The following is a 16,151-nucleotide window of genomic DNA, read 5'->3' as shown; positions in this document are numbered from 1 at the left end:
TCTCCCTTTTAAGCGATTTTGGAGTCATCACATGTTAGATGCGAATTTAAAAAATCAACTGCAAACCTATCTGCAAAACCTCAAGAGACCAGTTGAACTTGTCGTGTCTGCAGATGAAAGTAGAAAGTCTCAAGAATTAAAAAGCTTAGCGCAAGACATTGTCAGCCTATCTTCTCTGGTGAGCCTGAAAGAAGTTCAGGGCGAACGCATCCCGGCGATGACAGTGATTAACCCAGAGCTTAATACGCAAATCAGCTTTGCTGGTCTGCCTATGGGTCACGAATTTACCTCACTCGTGCTGGCATTACTGCACACGGGTGGACACCCAATCAAACTCAGCGATGATATTATTGAGCAGATCCGCAATCTGCCAGGCAAATATGCCTTTGAAACTTACGTCTCACTGACCTGCCAAAACTGCCCAGACGTAGTACAGGCACTGAACATGATGGCGGCCATTAACCCGAATATCACCAACGTGATGATCGACGGTGCCCTGTTCCAAGAAGAAGTGACCAGCAAAAACATTATGGCTGTGCCTTCTGTCTACTTAAATGGCGAAGTGTTTGCAGCCGGCCGTATCAGCATTGGCGAGATCCTCAATAAACTGGATACCAATGCCGCAAGCCGTAAGGCCGATAAAATTAATGAAAAAGCGCCATTCGAAGTCTTAGTCGTTGGCGGCGGCCCAGCCGGCGCAGCGGCAGCTATTTATGCAGCACGTAAAGGACTTCGCACCGGTATTGTTGCCGACAAGTTTGGCGGACAAGTGGCTGAAACCGTCGGTATCGAGAACTTTATTTCGGTCAAAGCGACCGAAGGTCCAAAACTAGTGGCAAACCTTGAAGCCCATGTACGAGACTACGAAGTTGACATCATGGACAACCAAAAAGCGGTGTCATTGACGACTGACGGTTTGTTCGAGCTTGAACTGGCAAGCGGCGCTAAATTACGTAGCCGTACCGTATTGTTAGCCACAGGTGCCCGCTGGCGTGAAATGAACGTCCCCGGCGAGAAAGAATACCGCGGCAAAGGCGTCGCATACTGCCCACATTGTGATGGCCCGTTATTTAAGGGCAAGCGTGTGGCGGTGATCGGCGGCGGTAACTCAGGTATCGAAGCGGCTATCGATCTTGCGAACATAGTAGAACATGTGACTGTGCTGGAATTTGATAAAACCCTGCGCGCCGACGATGTACTGCAACGTAAAGCGGCTTCTATGGGTAACATTAAAATCATTACCCAAGCCATGACCACTGAAGTGACTGGCGATGGTACTCGGGTTAATGGCCTGAACTACACAGACAGAGCCACTGGCGAGAGTCACCATGTCGCACTTGCAGGTATCTTCGTGCAGATTGGGCTAGTACCGAATGCGGAATGGTTAAAGGGCACTATCGATTTAACCCCAAGGGGCGAGATCATAGTCGATGAGCGCGGACAAACCTCAGTCCCAGGTATTTTTGCCGCAGGTGATGTCACTAACTCACCTTTCAAGCAAATTATCATTGCCATGGGCAGCGGCGCGACCGCATCACTGGGCGCATTTGATTACTTAATTCGCCACAGCGATGAAGAAACCGCCGCGACCAAAGCCGCTTAAGGCTTAACTCGTCAACAGACATCAAAGCTAACGCAAAAAAATAGCCAGCATTTGCTAGCTATTTTTTTGATGTTAACTAAGCCATTGATAAGGCTTAGCAGGCCTAATTTGCATTAGCATTTCAGGGGTGTCGACCGCTTTAAATCCAAACTGCGCGTAGAGTCCATGGGCATCGCGGGTGGCTAACATTATCCGTCTTAAACCTTGTAATTCAGGATGTTCCATAATTGATGTCATCATCAACTTACTTAAGCCTAAGCCACGGTGCGACTCAAGTACAAACACATCGGCAAGATAGGCAAAAGTGGCTTTATCTGTGATTAAGCGGCCAAAAGCCACTTGTTGATTGTCCTTATCAAATACCCCAAAACACAGGCTATTGGCTAACGCTTTTTGTAGCAGCGCCTTTGGCATGCCCTGCGCCCAATAGCTATTACTAATAAAGCCATGGATAACCTCAAGATTCATTTCAGCTTGATCTGTACTGACTCTGTATCCTGTTTCCTGCTGCATTTTCCTTTCTCCGAAATTTTTCGTTAACGTCAGTTCAGGTGTTATTGGCACTCATGAATATCATAAATGCCATCGCTAATAACACCACTTTAGCTAACGAATACAAAGCCCCCGCTAAAGTGCCACCGCCATGATAACTAAAGGCTAAGTGGCGATTGATTTCATACTTAAAGGATTTAGCTAAATAACGGTAAGCGAGAAAGTAAAACAAGGAGGCTGCGGGCCAAATCCCCATAAGTAGCATTTGCCCCTGAGCCTTAGTGGTGAGTAAAGTTGAGATAAACGGTATGCTTAAGCAGACAACATATATCCAAGCAAAACGCTTAAGTAGCTGGCGGATTTTTTTATCGGATAATGATTTCAACTTCACTCCTTGTCATCTTACATAGCTTCGATTTGCTCAACCATAAGTTGCAGCGAAAAATTGCCACGATACTCATTCACATCGAGTTTATACACAACACGAGCATGATTAATCGTCGCATCTGGCCAAGTATGCAAATCCACATTAAAGGCAATGGCATCGAGCATCACAGTGCCGCATTGGGTTTCGAGTACGAGCTTAAGGTGGCGCTCACCGACAAGACGTTGTTGCACTATCGTAAAGTAACCATCGAATAACGGCTCTTCGAAAGCTTGTCCCCAAGGCCCCGCATTGCGCAGTAACTGAGCCATTTCAAGATTCAACTCTGCGGGAGTGAGCTCGCCATCGGACCAAAGCTCACCCGTTAACAACTCAGGTTTAAGCTGCTCACGCACCGCATCATCATAGGCTTTGGCAAATGTCGCAAAACTGCCCGCTTTGAGCGATAAACCCGCCGCCATTGCATGACCACCAAATTTGATAATCAGTCCCGGATGGCGAGTGTTCACTAACTCCAATAAGTCGCGCATATGCAAGCCTGTGATCGAACGCGCCGAGCCTTTAATTTCACCATTGCCCGCATCGGCAAAGGCAATCACGGGTCTATGGTATTTGTCTTTAATGCGCGAGGCCAAAATCCCGATCACGCCTTGATGCCAATCCTCTTGAAATAAAGCAATCCCCCAAGGTAACTCGGCTTCGTTAAGCTTTAAGTGCTCTAGGCTTTTTAAGGCTTCCTGCTGCATGCCGACTTCCAGCTCACGACGTTCTTGATTCAATCCGTCAAGCTCTGCCGCCATGCGCCGTGCATACATCATGTCTTCGCAGAGTAAGGTTTCAACCCCAAGTGCCATTTCATCTAGTCGCCCTGCGGCATTCAGTCTAGGGCCCACGGCAAAACCAAAGTCAGATGCGACAATGCGCGCCGGATTTCGCTTCGCCACTTCAAGCAACGCAGTAATCCCCACACGGCAACGCCCGACTCGCACGCGCTGCAAACCTGCTTCAACCAAAATACGATTATTGGCATCGAGTGACACCACATCGGCAACGGTGCCAAGGGCAACGATATCGAGTAATGTGCCTAAATTAGGCTCAGAAATACCATGGGTTTGATACCAGTTTCGCGTCCGTAATTCAGCCCTTAATGCGGTCATCAAATAAAAGGCCACGCCGACACCCGCTATCGATTTACTGGCAAATGGACAGCCCGGTTGGTTAGGGTTCACTATCGCATCGGCAGCGGGTAACTCATGGCCGGGTAAATGATGGTCGGTAATCACCACTTGCATACCAAAGGCTTTGGCCGCCGCAACACCGTCAATTGATGAAATACCATTATCAACTGTGATGAGTAGTTCAGCCTGTTTGGAAGCCGCAACTGCAACAATTTCAGGGCTTAAGCCGTAGCCGTAATCGAAGCGATTGGGGATCAAATAATCCACTCTCACCGCGCCCATCATCCGCAGCGCCAACATACACACACTGGTCGATGTGGCGCCGTCTGCGTCAAAGTCACCCACGATCAGAATCGACTTATTCGCCTGCATGGCATCGGCAATAAGCGCCGCAGCTTCAGGCAGGCCCTTCATGGTTTCAGGTCTTAATAGACCCTTAAGGACAAGTTCGCATTCGTGGGTGAGCGCACCACGGCGAGCGTAAAGCTGCTTCAATAGCGGCGAAAGATGAGCAGGTAAATGGCTATCATCAACGGTTGGGCGACGGACTATCTTATGGTTCAAGGGACTCAAACTCTCATGAAATCGTGGCAATAAGATAACAAAAAGGTGAGCCTTAAGCTCACCTTTCGTGGGATAAATTTTACATTTTAGGCTGTTACTGACGTGCCTCTAAGGTGCGTAATAAGTCTTCAGGCGGTTGATAACCAGGGATCATATTGCCATCTTCTAATACGATTGCAGGCGTACCATTAACACCAAAGGTTGTGCCTAACGCATATTGCTCAGCAATTTTAGCATCACATGTTGCCGCGGCAACTTTGCTGCCCGCTTTAGCATCAGTCATGGCTTTTAATGGATCTTTAGCACACCAGATAGCTTGCATCTCATCGGCATTAGCTGACGGCACACCCGCGCGCGGGAAGGCTAAGTAACGCACTGTAATACCAAGTTTATTGTAGTCAGACATTTGGCTATGCAATTTACGGCAATAACCACAGCTAACATCGGTAAATACAGTGACCACGTGTTTTTCGTTTTTCGCTTTATAGACAAGCATATTCTCTTCAAGCGGCTTCATCATTTCTAAACGCGGACCCGCTAATGCGGCTTCGGTTAAGTTTTTCATACCCTTATCGATATCATACACACTACCGTGGAATAGTTTTGAACCATCACGGCTAATATAGAGCACGCCGCGGTTGGTCATGGCTTGATACAAGCCCTCAATTGGTGAGTCCTGCATAGAAATGACTTCAACATCTAACATCTCACCGAGTTTTTGCTTAATCGCAGCGGTATCGGGAGACGTCGCAGTGGCAGCGCTGGCAAGTGGTGCAACTAGGAGGGCAAAAACTAATGATAATGCTGGGGTCAACTTCATGGGACATCCTATAAATTGTGTCACTACAACGAGATATTGGGGCCGTTCTAACTCGAGATATTCAATAGACCCTGTATAGGGGCAAAAAGTTACAGACAAGCCGCGCGGAAAGCAAATTTATGCTGTAACTAAATCCTTTTTTAGCCTCTAGGATGATGCTGTTGATGCAATTCCTGCAATCTTGCCCGTGCGACATGGGTATAAATCTGCGTGGTCGATAAGTCGCTGTGACCTAATAACAGTTGGACAACCCGCAGATCGGCACCGTGATTGAGCAAATGAGTGGCAAAAGCATGTCGTAAAGTGTGCGGTGATAATGCAGTTTCAATCCCCGCACGCAGAGCATAAAGTTTAATCCGATGCCAAAAAGTTTGCCGCGTCATCATCTGCCCGCGTTTCGACGGAAATACCACATCAGATTGTTTATTACCGAGCAACTCTTGGCGAGCAAATTTCATGTAGCCCTCCACTTCGGTAATAGCCAATTCCCCCAGCGGCACAAGACGCTCTTTGCCACCCTTGCCCACAATACGTACTAAGCCTTGGCGCAAACTCATTTGCTCCATGGTCAAGCCGACAAGTTCACTCACCCTGAGGCCAGTTGCATACAAAAGCTCTAGCATTGCCTTGTCACGGCATTCGACGGCATCATCCACATTGGGCTCAGACAGTAAACGGTCAACCTGCGACTCACTCAGAGAATCCGGCAAATGGCGCGTTAACTTAGGTGACTCTACTAAGGCCATAGGATCGGCTGAAATCTGCTTGGTCTGCACCAGATAAGTATAGAAACGCCGTAAGCTGCTGAGCAGCCGAGCGCTACTGGTACGCGCAAAATTCTGCTCAACTCTAAAGGCCAGATATGCCCTAACATCGGTCTGAGAAACCGCGAGTAACGTCACTCCTTGCTGACCTTGATAACGATCAAAATGGCGTAGATCGGTACGATAGGCCGATAGCGTGTTATCACTCAGTCCTTTGCTTGACCAAAGATCATCAAGAAAAGCATCGATAAGTGGATCTGGCATATAGGTTTTAGGCACAAATACTCCATAAAAAAACGGCGTAATCAAATGATACGCCGTTGATATTAATTTAAATATGTCTAAGCCTGCATAAGCTTAACTGAGTTAAGCATAAAGACGAGAACTAGAATGCAAAGCCTAGGCTGCAGCCGTTTGACCACGGCCACGACCGAATACTAAACACAGTGCAATCGTCGCAATGGTCGGCAATAACCAAGCCATACCTTCTTCATAGAGTGGCAGCTTAGATAACACTGGAGACATAACATTCACTATATGGATAAAAACCTGTGCTAAGCCATTCATGGCTTGACCATCAGCGTCAGTCAAACTTTTCGCTGCCACTTTAAGACCATCGAAGATGCCGAAAAACAGTGCCACGCTCAGTACTGCACGATGTGCAAACTGTGGATTCGCAAAATAAGCGGTCAGGAAAGTCACAACCACAAGAGCAATAGCCACAGGATAAATCGTCATTAATACGGGAATACTAATAGCAATCAACTGACTTAGGCCCACGTTCGCAATCACAGCGCATATCAAGCTTAAAAAGATCACGAGGAAACGGTAAGACAGTTTAGGCATTAGCTCATTAAAGAACTCAGAACACGCACTCACCAGTCCAACCGCAGTGGTCAAACAAGCTAAAGTCACGACTGATGACAACAAGACTGAGCCTAGCTCCCCAAACTCGCGGGTCACGTAATTTGTTAATATTTCGCCGCCATTTTTAGTGCCGATAGCGATGTCGCCGGCGGTTGCACCTAAAAAGAACAAGGACACATACACAAAAGTTAAACCAGCGGCGGCGATAAAGGCTGCACGGATTAGATACTTAGTTTGATCACTGGGTTGGTCAATGCCCTTTTTACGCAGGATATCAATAATCAACATACCAAACATCAAGGATGCTAACGTATCCATAGTGTTATAGCCTTCCAAAATACCTTTGGTCAGCGGATGCTGTTGGTAATCCCCCACAGCTTGGCCTACTTCGGATGCAGGTAAAAACAGCACTGAAACGGCTAATCCGACCAATAAAATCAATAAAATAGGCGTTAATACTTTACCTACGCTATCGAGCAACTTACCAGGGAAAAGCGCCAGCAACATAGTGACAGCGAAGAAACCTAATGTGTATAGCAGTTGCGTCAGGTTTAATTCTAAACTGCACAGCAAAAACGTTGCCGTGGTGTCATCGATAAATGGCTTAGCGCCAATCTCGTAAGCCACTAATCCCGTACGCGGCGCAGCAAAAGCAGGGCCGATAATAATGTAAATCGCGACTGCCAATGTCGTTGCTGCAAATACTGGCAGCATAGCCATAACCTTACCTTGAGCCTTAGCGACGGCAATCAGTCCAACTAAAGGTAAACCTACGGCGGTAATCAAAAAACCCAACATGGCGAGGGGCATATTTTCGCCCGCTAACATACCCGCGAATGGTGGAAAAATTAGGTTTCCCGCACCTAAAAAGAACGCAAAGGTCATAAAACCTAAGCCTAATGTATCTCCGATACTCATCTGATTGTCTTGCACTGGAAGCCCCATCTTGTCTTATTGTTTTTTTACAAACTTAAGTGATTATGTGTCGATTAGCCATAGCTAAAACAAAGCCCATCCGGAGTGCAAATCTATGTTTACACAATTCCGTGGTAAATATGTTCGATATCTGCCGAGTTTATAAACGATGGCGAACGTTTATGTAGCCTAACTGACGACTAATTCACCAACAAACTCGTTTACCTATCCGTTAATCTTAAAAGTGATTAAAAATGGGGGCGAAACTAATACCAGACTTAAAGCATCAATACAAGACAACAAGTCCGTTCAGGCAAAAAAAACGAAATAATGCTAATTAACTGCTAATAAAAGGTTTCTAAGGCAATAAATTAAAGCGTTAATTAAGTGAAATCAGTATCACCACGTAAAATAGTAAATGATTTGGCGACACAAATTCATACAGCTAGGACAGATGCGACTGTTTAAAAACATTAGCTAAAAATGAGGGCTAGAATTAGAATATTGCGCGCCCAATATTGGGCCTAAATCACTTTAGAACGGCAAAATTAACTCCCCATGGCATTCACTTTTAAACAATTTCATATCGATGACATGAATTGCGGCATGGCCGTAGGCACAGACAGCGTCGTCCTTGGGGCATGGGCACAACTGACCACCGCGAAATCAATCTTAGATATAGGCGCAGGCAGCGGCTTACTCAGTTTAATGGCCGCTCAGCGCAGTCAAGCACATATCACCAGTGTCGAATTAGACACCAATGCCGCCCATGCTTGCCAACATAACTTCCACAATAGTCCTTGGGCTAATCGACTGACCTTAGTTAATTGCAGCATCCAAGACTTTTGCCAACAAACTGAGTATCAAGGGTATTTTGAACACATAATTTGTAATCCCCCCTATTTTGAGCAAGGCACGCAAGCGATACAATCCCAGCGCGCTATGGCCCGTCACACAGATAGCTTAAGCTTTACCGCACTACTCGATGCCATTCATGTGTGCCTAGCACCACAAGGAAAAGCAAGTCTCATATTACCAATGCAGAGTATGGCCCGTTTCGACGAAATCTTAGCGCACTCTCAGCTCAATTTGATTGAAATAACCAACCTTATCAGCATTGTAGGAAAAAGCGCTAATCGAGTACTCTGCGTACTCGCCCACAAGACTCATCCACAAATGGCTCCAAAGCTCAGTGATATCACTATTCGTGAACGTTCAGGCCAATACACACAAACCATGGTGCAATTGGTTCGAGATTTTTACCTTAAATACTGATATCGAGTCCAATCCTGACACATTAAGTAAAGCTAGCTAAGTTTGGCAAATTTAACGAAAGGTCCAATTTCCCACAAATTAAATGCTAATACATTGACCTAAAAGTAATTAACTTATGCCAATTACCATAAAACTTTACTGACTCAGAAGATAAACACAGGAGATCTAGATAAGTTATTTAAGTTAACCGCCATAACCTTTATAATGCTTCGCTATTATCCGTCGAGACGCTGCGCATGCAATTTGAAGATTTCCAGCTTGACCCTAGCTTATTAGAGTCGCTTAATGCCATGGGGCATCATTCACCCACTACGATTCAGCAAGAAACGATTCCTTACGCCCTAGAGCAAAGAGATATTCTTGCGCGCGCCCCGACAGGAACAGGTAAAACAGCGAGCTTTTTACTGCCATCGCTACAACATTTGATCGATTTTCCCCGTCGTTTTGCTGGACAAGCAAGGGTGCTAATCCTCACGCCAACCCGTGAGTTAGCCAGCCAAATCCACCGTTATGCGAGTCACCTAGCCACAGGCCAAGGTTTAGATATTGCTATCGTTACTGGTGGCGTTCCTTATGGACCACAGGAAGAAGCCTTAGCAGGCAACGTCGATATTCTGGTCGCGACCCCAGGCCGCCTGATGGAATATTTAGACAAAGGCAATTTCAACGCCCAAGAAGTCGATATCTTAATTATCGACGAAGCCGATCGCATGTTAGACATGGGCTTCTCTTCTGTGGTGCAAGCCATTGCTATTGAGGCCCAAGGCCGCAAACAGAACATGCTGTTCTCTGCCACCTTAGAAGGCGGCGGTGTACAACGTTTTGCCCGTGAAGTGTTAAACGACCCGATTGAAATCGATGTTGAAGCCCCACGCAGTGAAAAAGCCAAGATCCACCAATGGATCCACTTAGCCGATGATAAAGAGCATAAATTTGCGCTGTTGTGTCATCTGCTACGCCAAGAAGATGTCAAACGGACTATCGTATTTGTGAAAACCCGCGACATCGTTTCTAGCCTAGAAGGCCAGTTACTTAAAGTCGGTATTCCCTGCGCCTTTATGCGTGGCGATATGGAACAGAAGAAACGCTTCCAAGCCTTGAGTCGCTTTACTAAAGGTGAAGTCAATGTCCTGTTGGCGACCGATGTGGCTGCACGCGGTATCGATATCGACGATATCACTCATGTGATCAACTTCGATATGCCACGTTCTGCCGACACTTATATCCACCGCATTGGCCGTACTGGCCGCGCTGGCGCAAAAGGTACCGCGATTTCGCTTGCCGAAGCCCACGACATGCGTATCGTTGGTAAAATCGAGCGTTATATAGAGCAACCGTTGAAACGCCGCGTGATCGAAGAGCTGCGTCCAAAGAATAAAGAAGCGCGCACACCGGGTAAGAAAAAAGCCAAAGTGAAAGCGAAAGAAGCTGCGAAGAAAACGAGCAAGAAAGAAGCGGCAAAGAAAGCGAGTAAAATCGCCCGTAAGAAAAAGTAACACCCGCTTAAATTCACCAAACTAAAGCCGCTATATGCGGCTTTTTTATTACCAAAATATAACTTACATGGGTGATTTTACTAAAAATATCCTGCTATGTTTAATTATATAGAATGAAATGCGGCGGATTTAGAGCCGTTAACCCCAATACGTATTCATTCTTATTTCAATATATTCCAATTACCTAACTGAACCTTTCATCACCTTTCTGCTCTAATTTTCGCCCAAATATCGATGCATGATGAGCATATCTGTCGCGGCATCACTTTTAGAAACATTTAATTTACAAAAATAAATTTATTGGCGTGGCCGACTCTGCTACTTTAACCCCATTACGCGATTAGCATGGATTTAACCATTATATGATGAAGACCCTACTGAGGAGACTGTCTCCTTTTCTTATTCTGCTGCTGTTTGTCTTTGGCGCAGCCTTATTAATGCAAACGAAGGAGGCGCCAGAACAAAAACCTGAAGAGATGCCCATTCCTATCGTTGATGTCACGCAAGTGACTCAGCAAACAGTATCGCTAAACTTACCTTCCTACGGCGTGGTTACCCCAAAGTATAAAACACAACTCGTGACCGAAGTTCAAGGCAGAATGCTCACTATCTCCCCTCATTTTGTTGCAGGTGGCATAGTCAAGAAAGGCGACCAATTAGCGCAAATCGAGCCCTCAGATTACGAGGCTGACTTAATGCAAGCCGAAGCGACGCTGGCCCAAGCCACCGCCGCACTGAACGAAGAAATAGCCCGTGGTGAAGTCGCTAAAATCGAATTCAAAGGCTATGACAAGGGCTTGCCCCCTGAGTTAGGTCTACGTATCCCGCAACTCAAAAAAGAACAAGCTAACGTAAAATATGCGCAGGCAGCACTGGCGCGAGCCCAACGTAACCTTGAGCGCACGGTTATTCGCGCGCCCTTTGATGGCATAATCAAAGTTAGAAATGTCGATTTAGGTCAATACGTTAGCTTAGGCACTAATCTAGGTGAGCTCTATGACACTCGCGTTGCCGAAATCCGCTTACCCATTTCTAATGATGATTTAGCCTATTTAGAGTCTGTCGATAATCCCGATACCCAAGTCACGCTTAGCGCCTCTTTGGCGGGCAAAGAAAATACTTGGGAAGGCAATATTATCCGCAGTGAAGGTGTTATCGATGCCGAAAATCGCATGGTGTATTTAGTCGCAGAAATCAAAGATCCCTATCTGCGCGCGAATAAAGTGCCAGGTAGCTTACCACTTAAATACGGCAGCTTCGTCAATGCAGTCATCAAGGGCCGCACTGTCGATGGCATAGTTAAATTACCCCGCCATGTGGTTCGTAACGACCAAGTCGCCCTAGTCAGCGACAAAAATATCATTGAAATGCGCCAAGTAAATGTGGTTCGTAGTGATTTAGAAAATGTGTTCATCAAAGACAGTCTAAAAACGGGCGAACGCGTCGCTACGACCCACTTTAACAGTATGGCAAATGGGCAAATGGTCAAAATCTTAGGTGAAGCGGCATTGCCCACTGAGACACCAAAAGAAAATACTCCTGAATCGAGTCTTGCGGCCGCTGGAGTCAAATAATGGACACTCAAAAAGGGATCTTAGCTTGGTTCGCCCGCAACAGTGTGGCCGCGAACTTATTAATGTGTGTTCTGCTCATCGGCGGCCTGTTCAGCAGTATTTTGATTAATAAAGAAGTTTTTCCTTCTTTCGAACTCAATTTATTAAATATTTCCGTCGCCTATCCAGGTGCGGCGCCACAGGAAATCGAAGAAGGCATCAATATCAAGATTGAAGAAGCCATCCAAGATATCAACGGCATCAAGAAAGTGACTTCTGTGGCTAGCGAAGGCGTTGGCTCGATTACCGTTGAAGTTGAAGACGGTTACGAAGTGCAGACCATTCTCGATGAAGCCAAACTGCGGTTAGATGCAATTTCAACCTTCCCAGTGAACATCGAAAAACCGAATATCTCTCAAATCAAGCCAGAGAATAACGTCATTTGGGTGTCTGTTTATGGCGATATGACACTCCACGATATGAAAGAATTGGCTAAGTCGGTGCGTGACGATTTAACCCAACTCCCCGCTGTAACCCGTGCGAAAGTCACAGGGGTGCGCGATTATGAAATCGGTATTGAAGTTTCTGAGAATAAGTTAAGAGAATACGGTTTGACCTTCTCGCAGGTCGCATTAGCAGTGCAAAACTCCTCCTTAGACTTACCAGGTGGCTCTATTCGTGCTCAAGATGGCGATATCCTATTGCGCACCAAAGGCCAAGCCTACACGGGCGATGACTTTGCCAATATAGTCGTCACAACTCGCGCCGACGGTAGCCGCGTGATGCTGCCACAAGTGGCGACCATCAAAGATGATTTTGAAGAACGTTTGGAATATACCCGCTTTAACGGCAAACCCGCTGCGATTATTGAAGTCACCAGCATTGATGATCAAAACGCCTTAGACATTGCAGACCAAGTTAAACAGTACGTCGAGCAGCGCCGCGCCACACTGCCAGCTAACGCTCAACTCGATACTTGGGGTGATATGACCCACTATCTCCAGGGCCGCTTAGACATGATGATGTCAAACATGTTTTACGGTGCCTTGTTGGTGTTTATCATCTTAGCCATGTTCCTCGATCTGAAGTTAGCATTTTGGGTCATGATGGGAATACCTGTTTGTTTCCTCGGCACTATGTTGGTCATGCCGCTCGAACCTTTCTCCATGACGATCAACATGTTGACCCTATTCGCCTTTATCTTAGTGCTCGGAATAGTGGTGGATGATGCCATTGTCATCGGCGAGAGTGCCTACACTGAGGTCGAACGACACGGTCACTCGGTTGAGAACGTGATCCGCGGTGCACAAAAAGTGGCTATGCCCGCCACATTCGGCGTATTAACCACAATTGCAGCCTTTATTCCCATGTTGATGGTTTCTGGCCCTATGGGGATTATCTGGAAATCCATCGGTATGGTGGTCATCCTCTGTTTAGCCTTCTCACTGGTAGAGTCTAAGTTCATTCTGCCAGCGCATTTAGCGCACATGAAGTTTAAAAAACCTGGTGCACCAAAGGGATTCTTTGGCCACCTAAAAGCCAATTTTAACGACAGAGTGCAATACTTTATTCACCACAGTTATCGCAACTTCCTCGAGCGCTGTATCAAACACAGATACAACGTGGTCGCGGCCTTTATCGGTGTATTGATTCTGTCGATTGCCTTAGTCGCCAGTGGCAAAGTGCGCTGGGTATTTTTCCCAGACATTCCCTCAGACTTTATTCAAGTTGAACTTGAAATGGATGAAGGCAGCTCCGAAGGTAACACCTTAAAAGTGGTACAGAGCATAGAAGAAGCCCTGTACAAGATGAACGAAAAAATGGAGAAAGATAACGGTTATCAAGTGGTGAAGCACAGCTTTATCAATATGAGCTCCCGTACCTCGGCCTTCATTTTTGCCGAACTGACGAAAGGTGAAGACCGGGAAGTCGATGGCGTGACGATTGCTGCCGCGTGGCGTGAACAATTGCCCGAGCTTTTGTCGGTTAAAAAACTCAGCTTTAACGCGAGCACCAACGATGCTGGTGGCGATATTTCCTTCAGACTGACCTCGAGTGACCTCGATGAGCTGTCCGCAGCCTCTAAAGAGTTGAAGCAAAAACTCGCCAGCTATGAAGGCGTGTACGATATTGCCGACAACTTTTCATCGGGCAGCCATGAAATTCGCCTCAAGATACGCCCAGAAGCAGAAGCCCTTGGCCTCACGCTTTCCGATTTAGCTCGCCAAGTACGTTATGGTTTCTACGGTTACGAAGCCCAACGGATTTTGCGTAATAAAGAAGAAATCAAGGTGATGGTGCGCTACCCATTAGAGCAACGTCGTACTGTGGGTTATCTTGAAAATATGCTGATCCGCACGCCAACGGGCACTTCGGTTCCCTTCTCGACCGTGGCACAAATTGAAAAAGGTGAATCCTACGCCTCAATTACCCGTGTTGACGGCAAGCGAGCGATTACCATCACGGCAAATGCTAACAAAAACATCGTTGAACCTTCAAAAGTAGTGCAAGAAATCCAAAAAGATTACCTGCCACAATTGCAGGCCAAGTATCCTAAAATCCAAACTGCACTGGACGGTGGCAGTTTGGATGAACAGAATGCCATGGTCGGTTTGATGCAAGGCTTCTTCTTTGCGCTGTTCACCATTTATGCTTTGATGGCCGTGCCACTTAAATCCTACAGTCAGCCGTTAATCATCATGTCTGTGATCCCCTTCGGGATTATCGGCGCCCTGTTTGGTCACTTAATTCAGGGACTCGCGATGAGTGTGTTAAGTCTCTGCGGCATAGTGGCATTAGCGGGAGTGGTGGTGAACGACTCCTTGATTTTGGTGGACTTTGTGAACCGTGCGCGGGAGCAAGGGCAGTCGGTCAGACAGGCGGCGGTCGATTCAGGCTGTTATCGTTTTAGGGCGATCATCCTGACGTCACTCACCACCTTCGTCGGCTTAGTGCCTATTATTCTCGAGCGTAGTTTGCAGGCGCAAATAGTGATCCCTATGGCGACATCCCTCGCCTTCGGTATCCTGTTCTCGACCCTTGTGACGCTAATTTTAGTGCCCTTGCTGTACATCATACTGGACGACGTTAAGCGCACTAGCAGCCGCTTCTTCAATTGGTGGTGGCAGCCTAAAAAAGACCATGAAGTGGACTTTACACCTGAGCATTTAGAGCCGCCAGTCCCCACTGACTATAAAAAAGACTATCTATAGGAAGTTAACTAGAAGCAGTTAATCAATATCTTGAACCTTAAAAAGAGAGCTTAGGCTCTCTTTTTAATCCTCAGTGCGAGTCAATAACCTCTCAATCATCTATGTCATTTTGAGTCTGCCGCGAGTGGCTTGAGCTTTCAAGTTGCGATCTAGTTGACAGTTATCGCATCAGGCTTTCGCTACACTGTGTTTAAGTCGTCAGCTATCGTTAGAATGAAACCCATCATTATGTCTGAGCATCTGCACAAGCAAAATATTGATAAACCACAAGTTGTCACCACAGAAACCCTAGCGAACGGTCACATAACAGATGAAGTTTGCACAAATGAAACCTGTGCGACTGAAACGCTTGTCTATGATATTCGTCGCAGTCGCTACCTTAATATTACGGGTCGCTGCACCCTGCGCTGCGCGTTTTGTCCAAAACATAATGGCAGTAAACAGATCCACGAATATCAACTGGCACTGTGTCACCAACCTAAGCCCGAAGAAATTATTCCACTGCTTGGCGATGTTAAAGACTTCGAAGAATATGTGTTTTGTGGCTATGGCGAACCAACCTTAAATCTTCCAACCTTGCTGGCGGTGGCGAAAGAAATTAAACAAAGAGGCGGGCGAGTACGCATTAATACCGATGGTTTAGGTAATTTAGTCCATAGGCGCAATATTTTGCCGGAACTAGCCAACTGCGTTGATAGTTTATCCATTTCCCTCAATGCGGATAATGAAGCCGCCTATATGGAACATTGTCGCCCCAAACTCGCTGGTTCCTATTCTGCCGTACATGCCTTCATCGCATTAGCGCCACACTATATTGAAACGGTACAAGTTTCGGCCATCGAAGGATTAGCGGGGGTTGATATCGACATCTGTCGTGAACAAGTTGAGTCCTACGGCTGCGAATTCAAGCATCGCATATTAGGCGCCTTAGGCTAAACGGCATTCTAATACAGCCAAAATCGACTCAAACACCCAAGCAGATAACACTGTCGATTACGTGAGTGGTACATGTGTGAATCGTCTTAAC

12 protein-coding genes are annotated in these 16,151 nt (G+C 46.4%); 6 read left to right on the top strand and 6 right to left on the bottom strand.

Features of this window, described 5'->3' with window-relative positions:
• The first annotated feature begins 31 nt into the window (after positions 1-31).
• Positions 32-1,603 (top strand): alkyl hydroperoxide reductase subunit F, encoded by a 1,572-nt coding sequence (gene ahpF / locus KO533_RS13075; RefSeq protein WP_219254542.1) that lies wholly within the window; start codon positions 32-34, stop codon positions 1,601-1,603.
• Positions 1,604-1,675: 72 nt separating this feature from the next.
• Here ahpF and KO533_RS13070 read toward each other — a convergent pair whose 3' ends face one another.
• The 6 genes from KO533_RS13070 to brnQ form a co-directional block, all read right to left on the bottom strand.
• On the bottom strand, positions 1,676-2,116 hold the full coding sequence (locus KO533_RS13070; RefSeq protein WP_219254541.1) for a GNAT family N-acetyltransferase: 441 nt from the start codon (positions 2,114-2,116) through the stop codon (positions 1,676-1,678).
• Positions 2,117-2,150: 34 nt separating this feature from the next.
• Positions 2,151-2,486, bottom strand: a complete 336-nt coding sequence (locus KO533_RS13065) for a hypothetical protein (RefSeq protein WP_258547618.1) — start codon at positions 2,484-2,486, stop codon at positions 2,151-2,153.
• 11 nt (positions 2,487-2,497) lie between these two features.
• A complete protein-coding gene (recJ, locus tag KO533_RS13060; protein WP_219254539.1) occupies positions 2,498-4,222 on the bottom strand; it encodes a single-stranded-DNA-specific exonuclease RecJ in 1,725 nt (574 codons plus the stop codon).
• 94 nt (positions 4,223-4,316) lie between these two features.
• A complete protein-coding gene (gene dsbC, locus KO533_RS13055) occupies positions 4,317-5,042 on the bottom strand; it encodes a bifunctional protein-disulfide isomerase/oxidoreductase DsbC (RefSeq protein WP_105250085.1) in 726 nt (241 codons plus the stop codon).
• Between the two features lie 140 nt (positions 5,043-5,182).
• Positions 5,183-6,085, bottom strand: coding sequence for a site-specific tyrosine recombinase XerD (gene xerD, locus KO533_RS13050; protein WP_173497326.1), 903 nt, complete (start codon positions 6,083-6,085; stop codon positions 5,183-5,185).
• A gap of 120 nt (positions 6,086-6,205) precedes the next feature.
• Positions 6,206-7,618, bottom strand: coding sequence for a branched-chain amino acid transport system II carrier protein (gene brnQ / locus KO533_RS13045; protein WP_219254537.1), 1,413 nt, complete (start codon positions 7,616-7,618; stop codon positions 6,206-6,208).
• Between the two features lie 528 nt (positions 7,619-8,146).
• Between brnQ and KO533_RS13040 the strand changes: the two genes are divergently transcribed.
• The 5 genes from KO533_RS13040 (at position 8,147) to KO533_RS13020 (ending at position 16,060) form a co-directional block, all read left to right on the top strand.
• A complete protein-coding gene (locus tag KO533_RS13040) occupies positions 8,147-8,863 on the top strand; it encodes a methyltransferase (RefSeq protein WP_219254535.1) in 717 nt (238 codons plus the stop codon).
• A 236-nt stretch (positions 8,864-9,099) separates the two neighbouring features.
• Positions 9,100-10,359, top strand: coding sequence for an ATP-dependent RNA helicase SrmB (gene srmB, locus KO533_RS13035; protein ID WP_105250089.1), 1,260 nt, complete (start codon positions 9,100-9,102; stop codon positions 10,357-10,359).
• A 362-nt stretch (positions 10,360-10,721) separates the two neighbouring features.
• A complete protein-coding gene (locus KO533_RS13030) occupies positions 10,722-11,933 on the top strand; it encodes an efflux RND transporter periplasmic adaptor subunit (protein ID WP_212599765.1) in 1,212 nt (403 codons plus the stop codon).
• Positions 11,933-15,124, top strand: a complete 3,192-nt coding sequence (locus KO533_RS13025; RefSeq protein ID WP_198572829.1) for an efflux RND transporter permease subunit — start codon at positions 11,933-11,935, stop codon at positions 15,122-15,124. Before KO533_RS13030 ends, KO533_RS13025 begins: the two co-directional genes overlap by 1 nt.
• Positions 15,125-15,352: 228 nt before the next feature.
• Positions 15,353-16,060, top strand: a complete 708-nt coding sequence (locus KO533_RS13020) for a TatD family nuclease-associated radical SAM protein (RefSeq protein WP_173497324.1) — start codon at positions 15,353-15,355, stop codon at positions 16,058-16,060.
• The last annotated feature ends 91 nt before the right edge of the window (positions 16,061-16,151 follow it).

It is taken from the genome of Shewanella sp. NKUCC05_KAH, assembly GCF_019345585.1.
Classification (GTDB): Bacteria; Pseudomonadota; Gammaproteobacteria; order Enterobacterales; family Shewanellaceae; genus Shewanella; species Shewanella oncorhynchi.
This window is presented reverse-complemented; position numbering and strand designations above follow the sequence as displayed.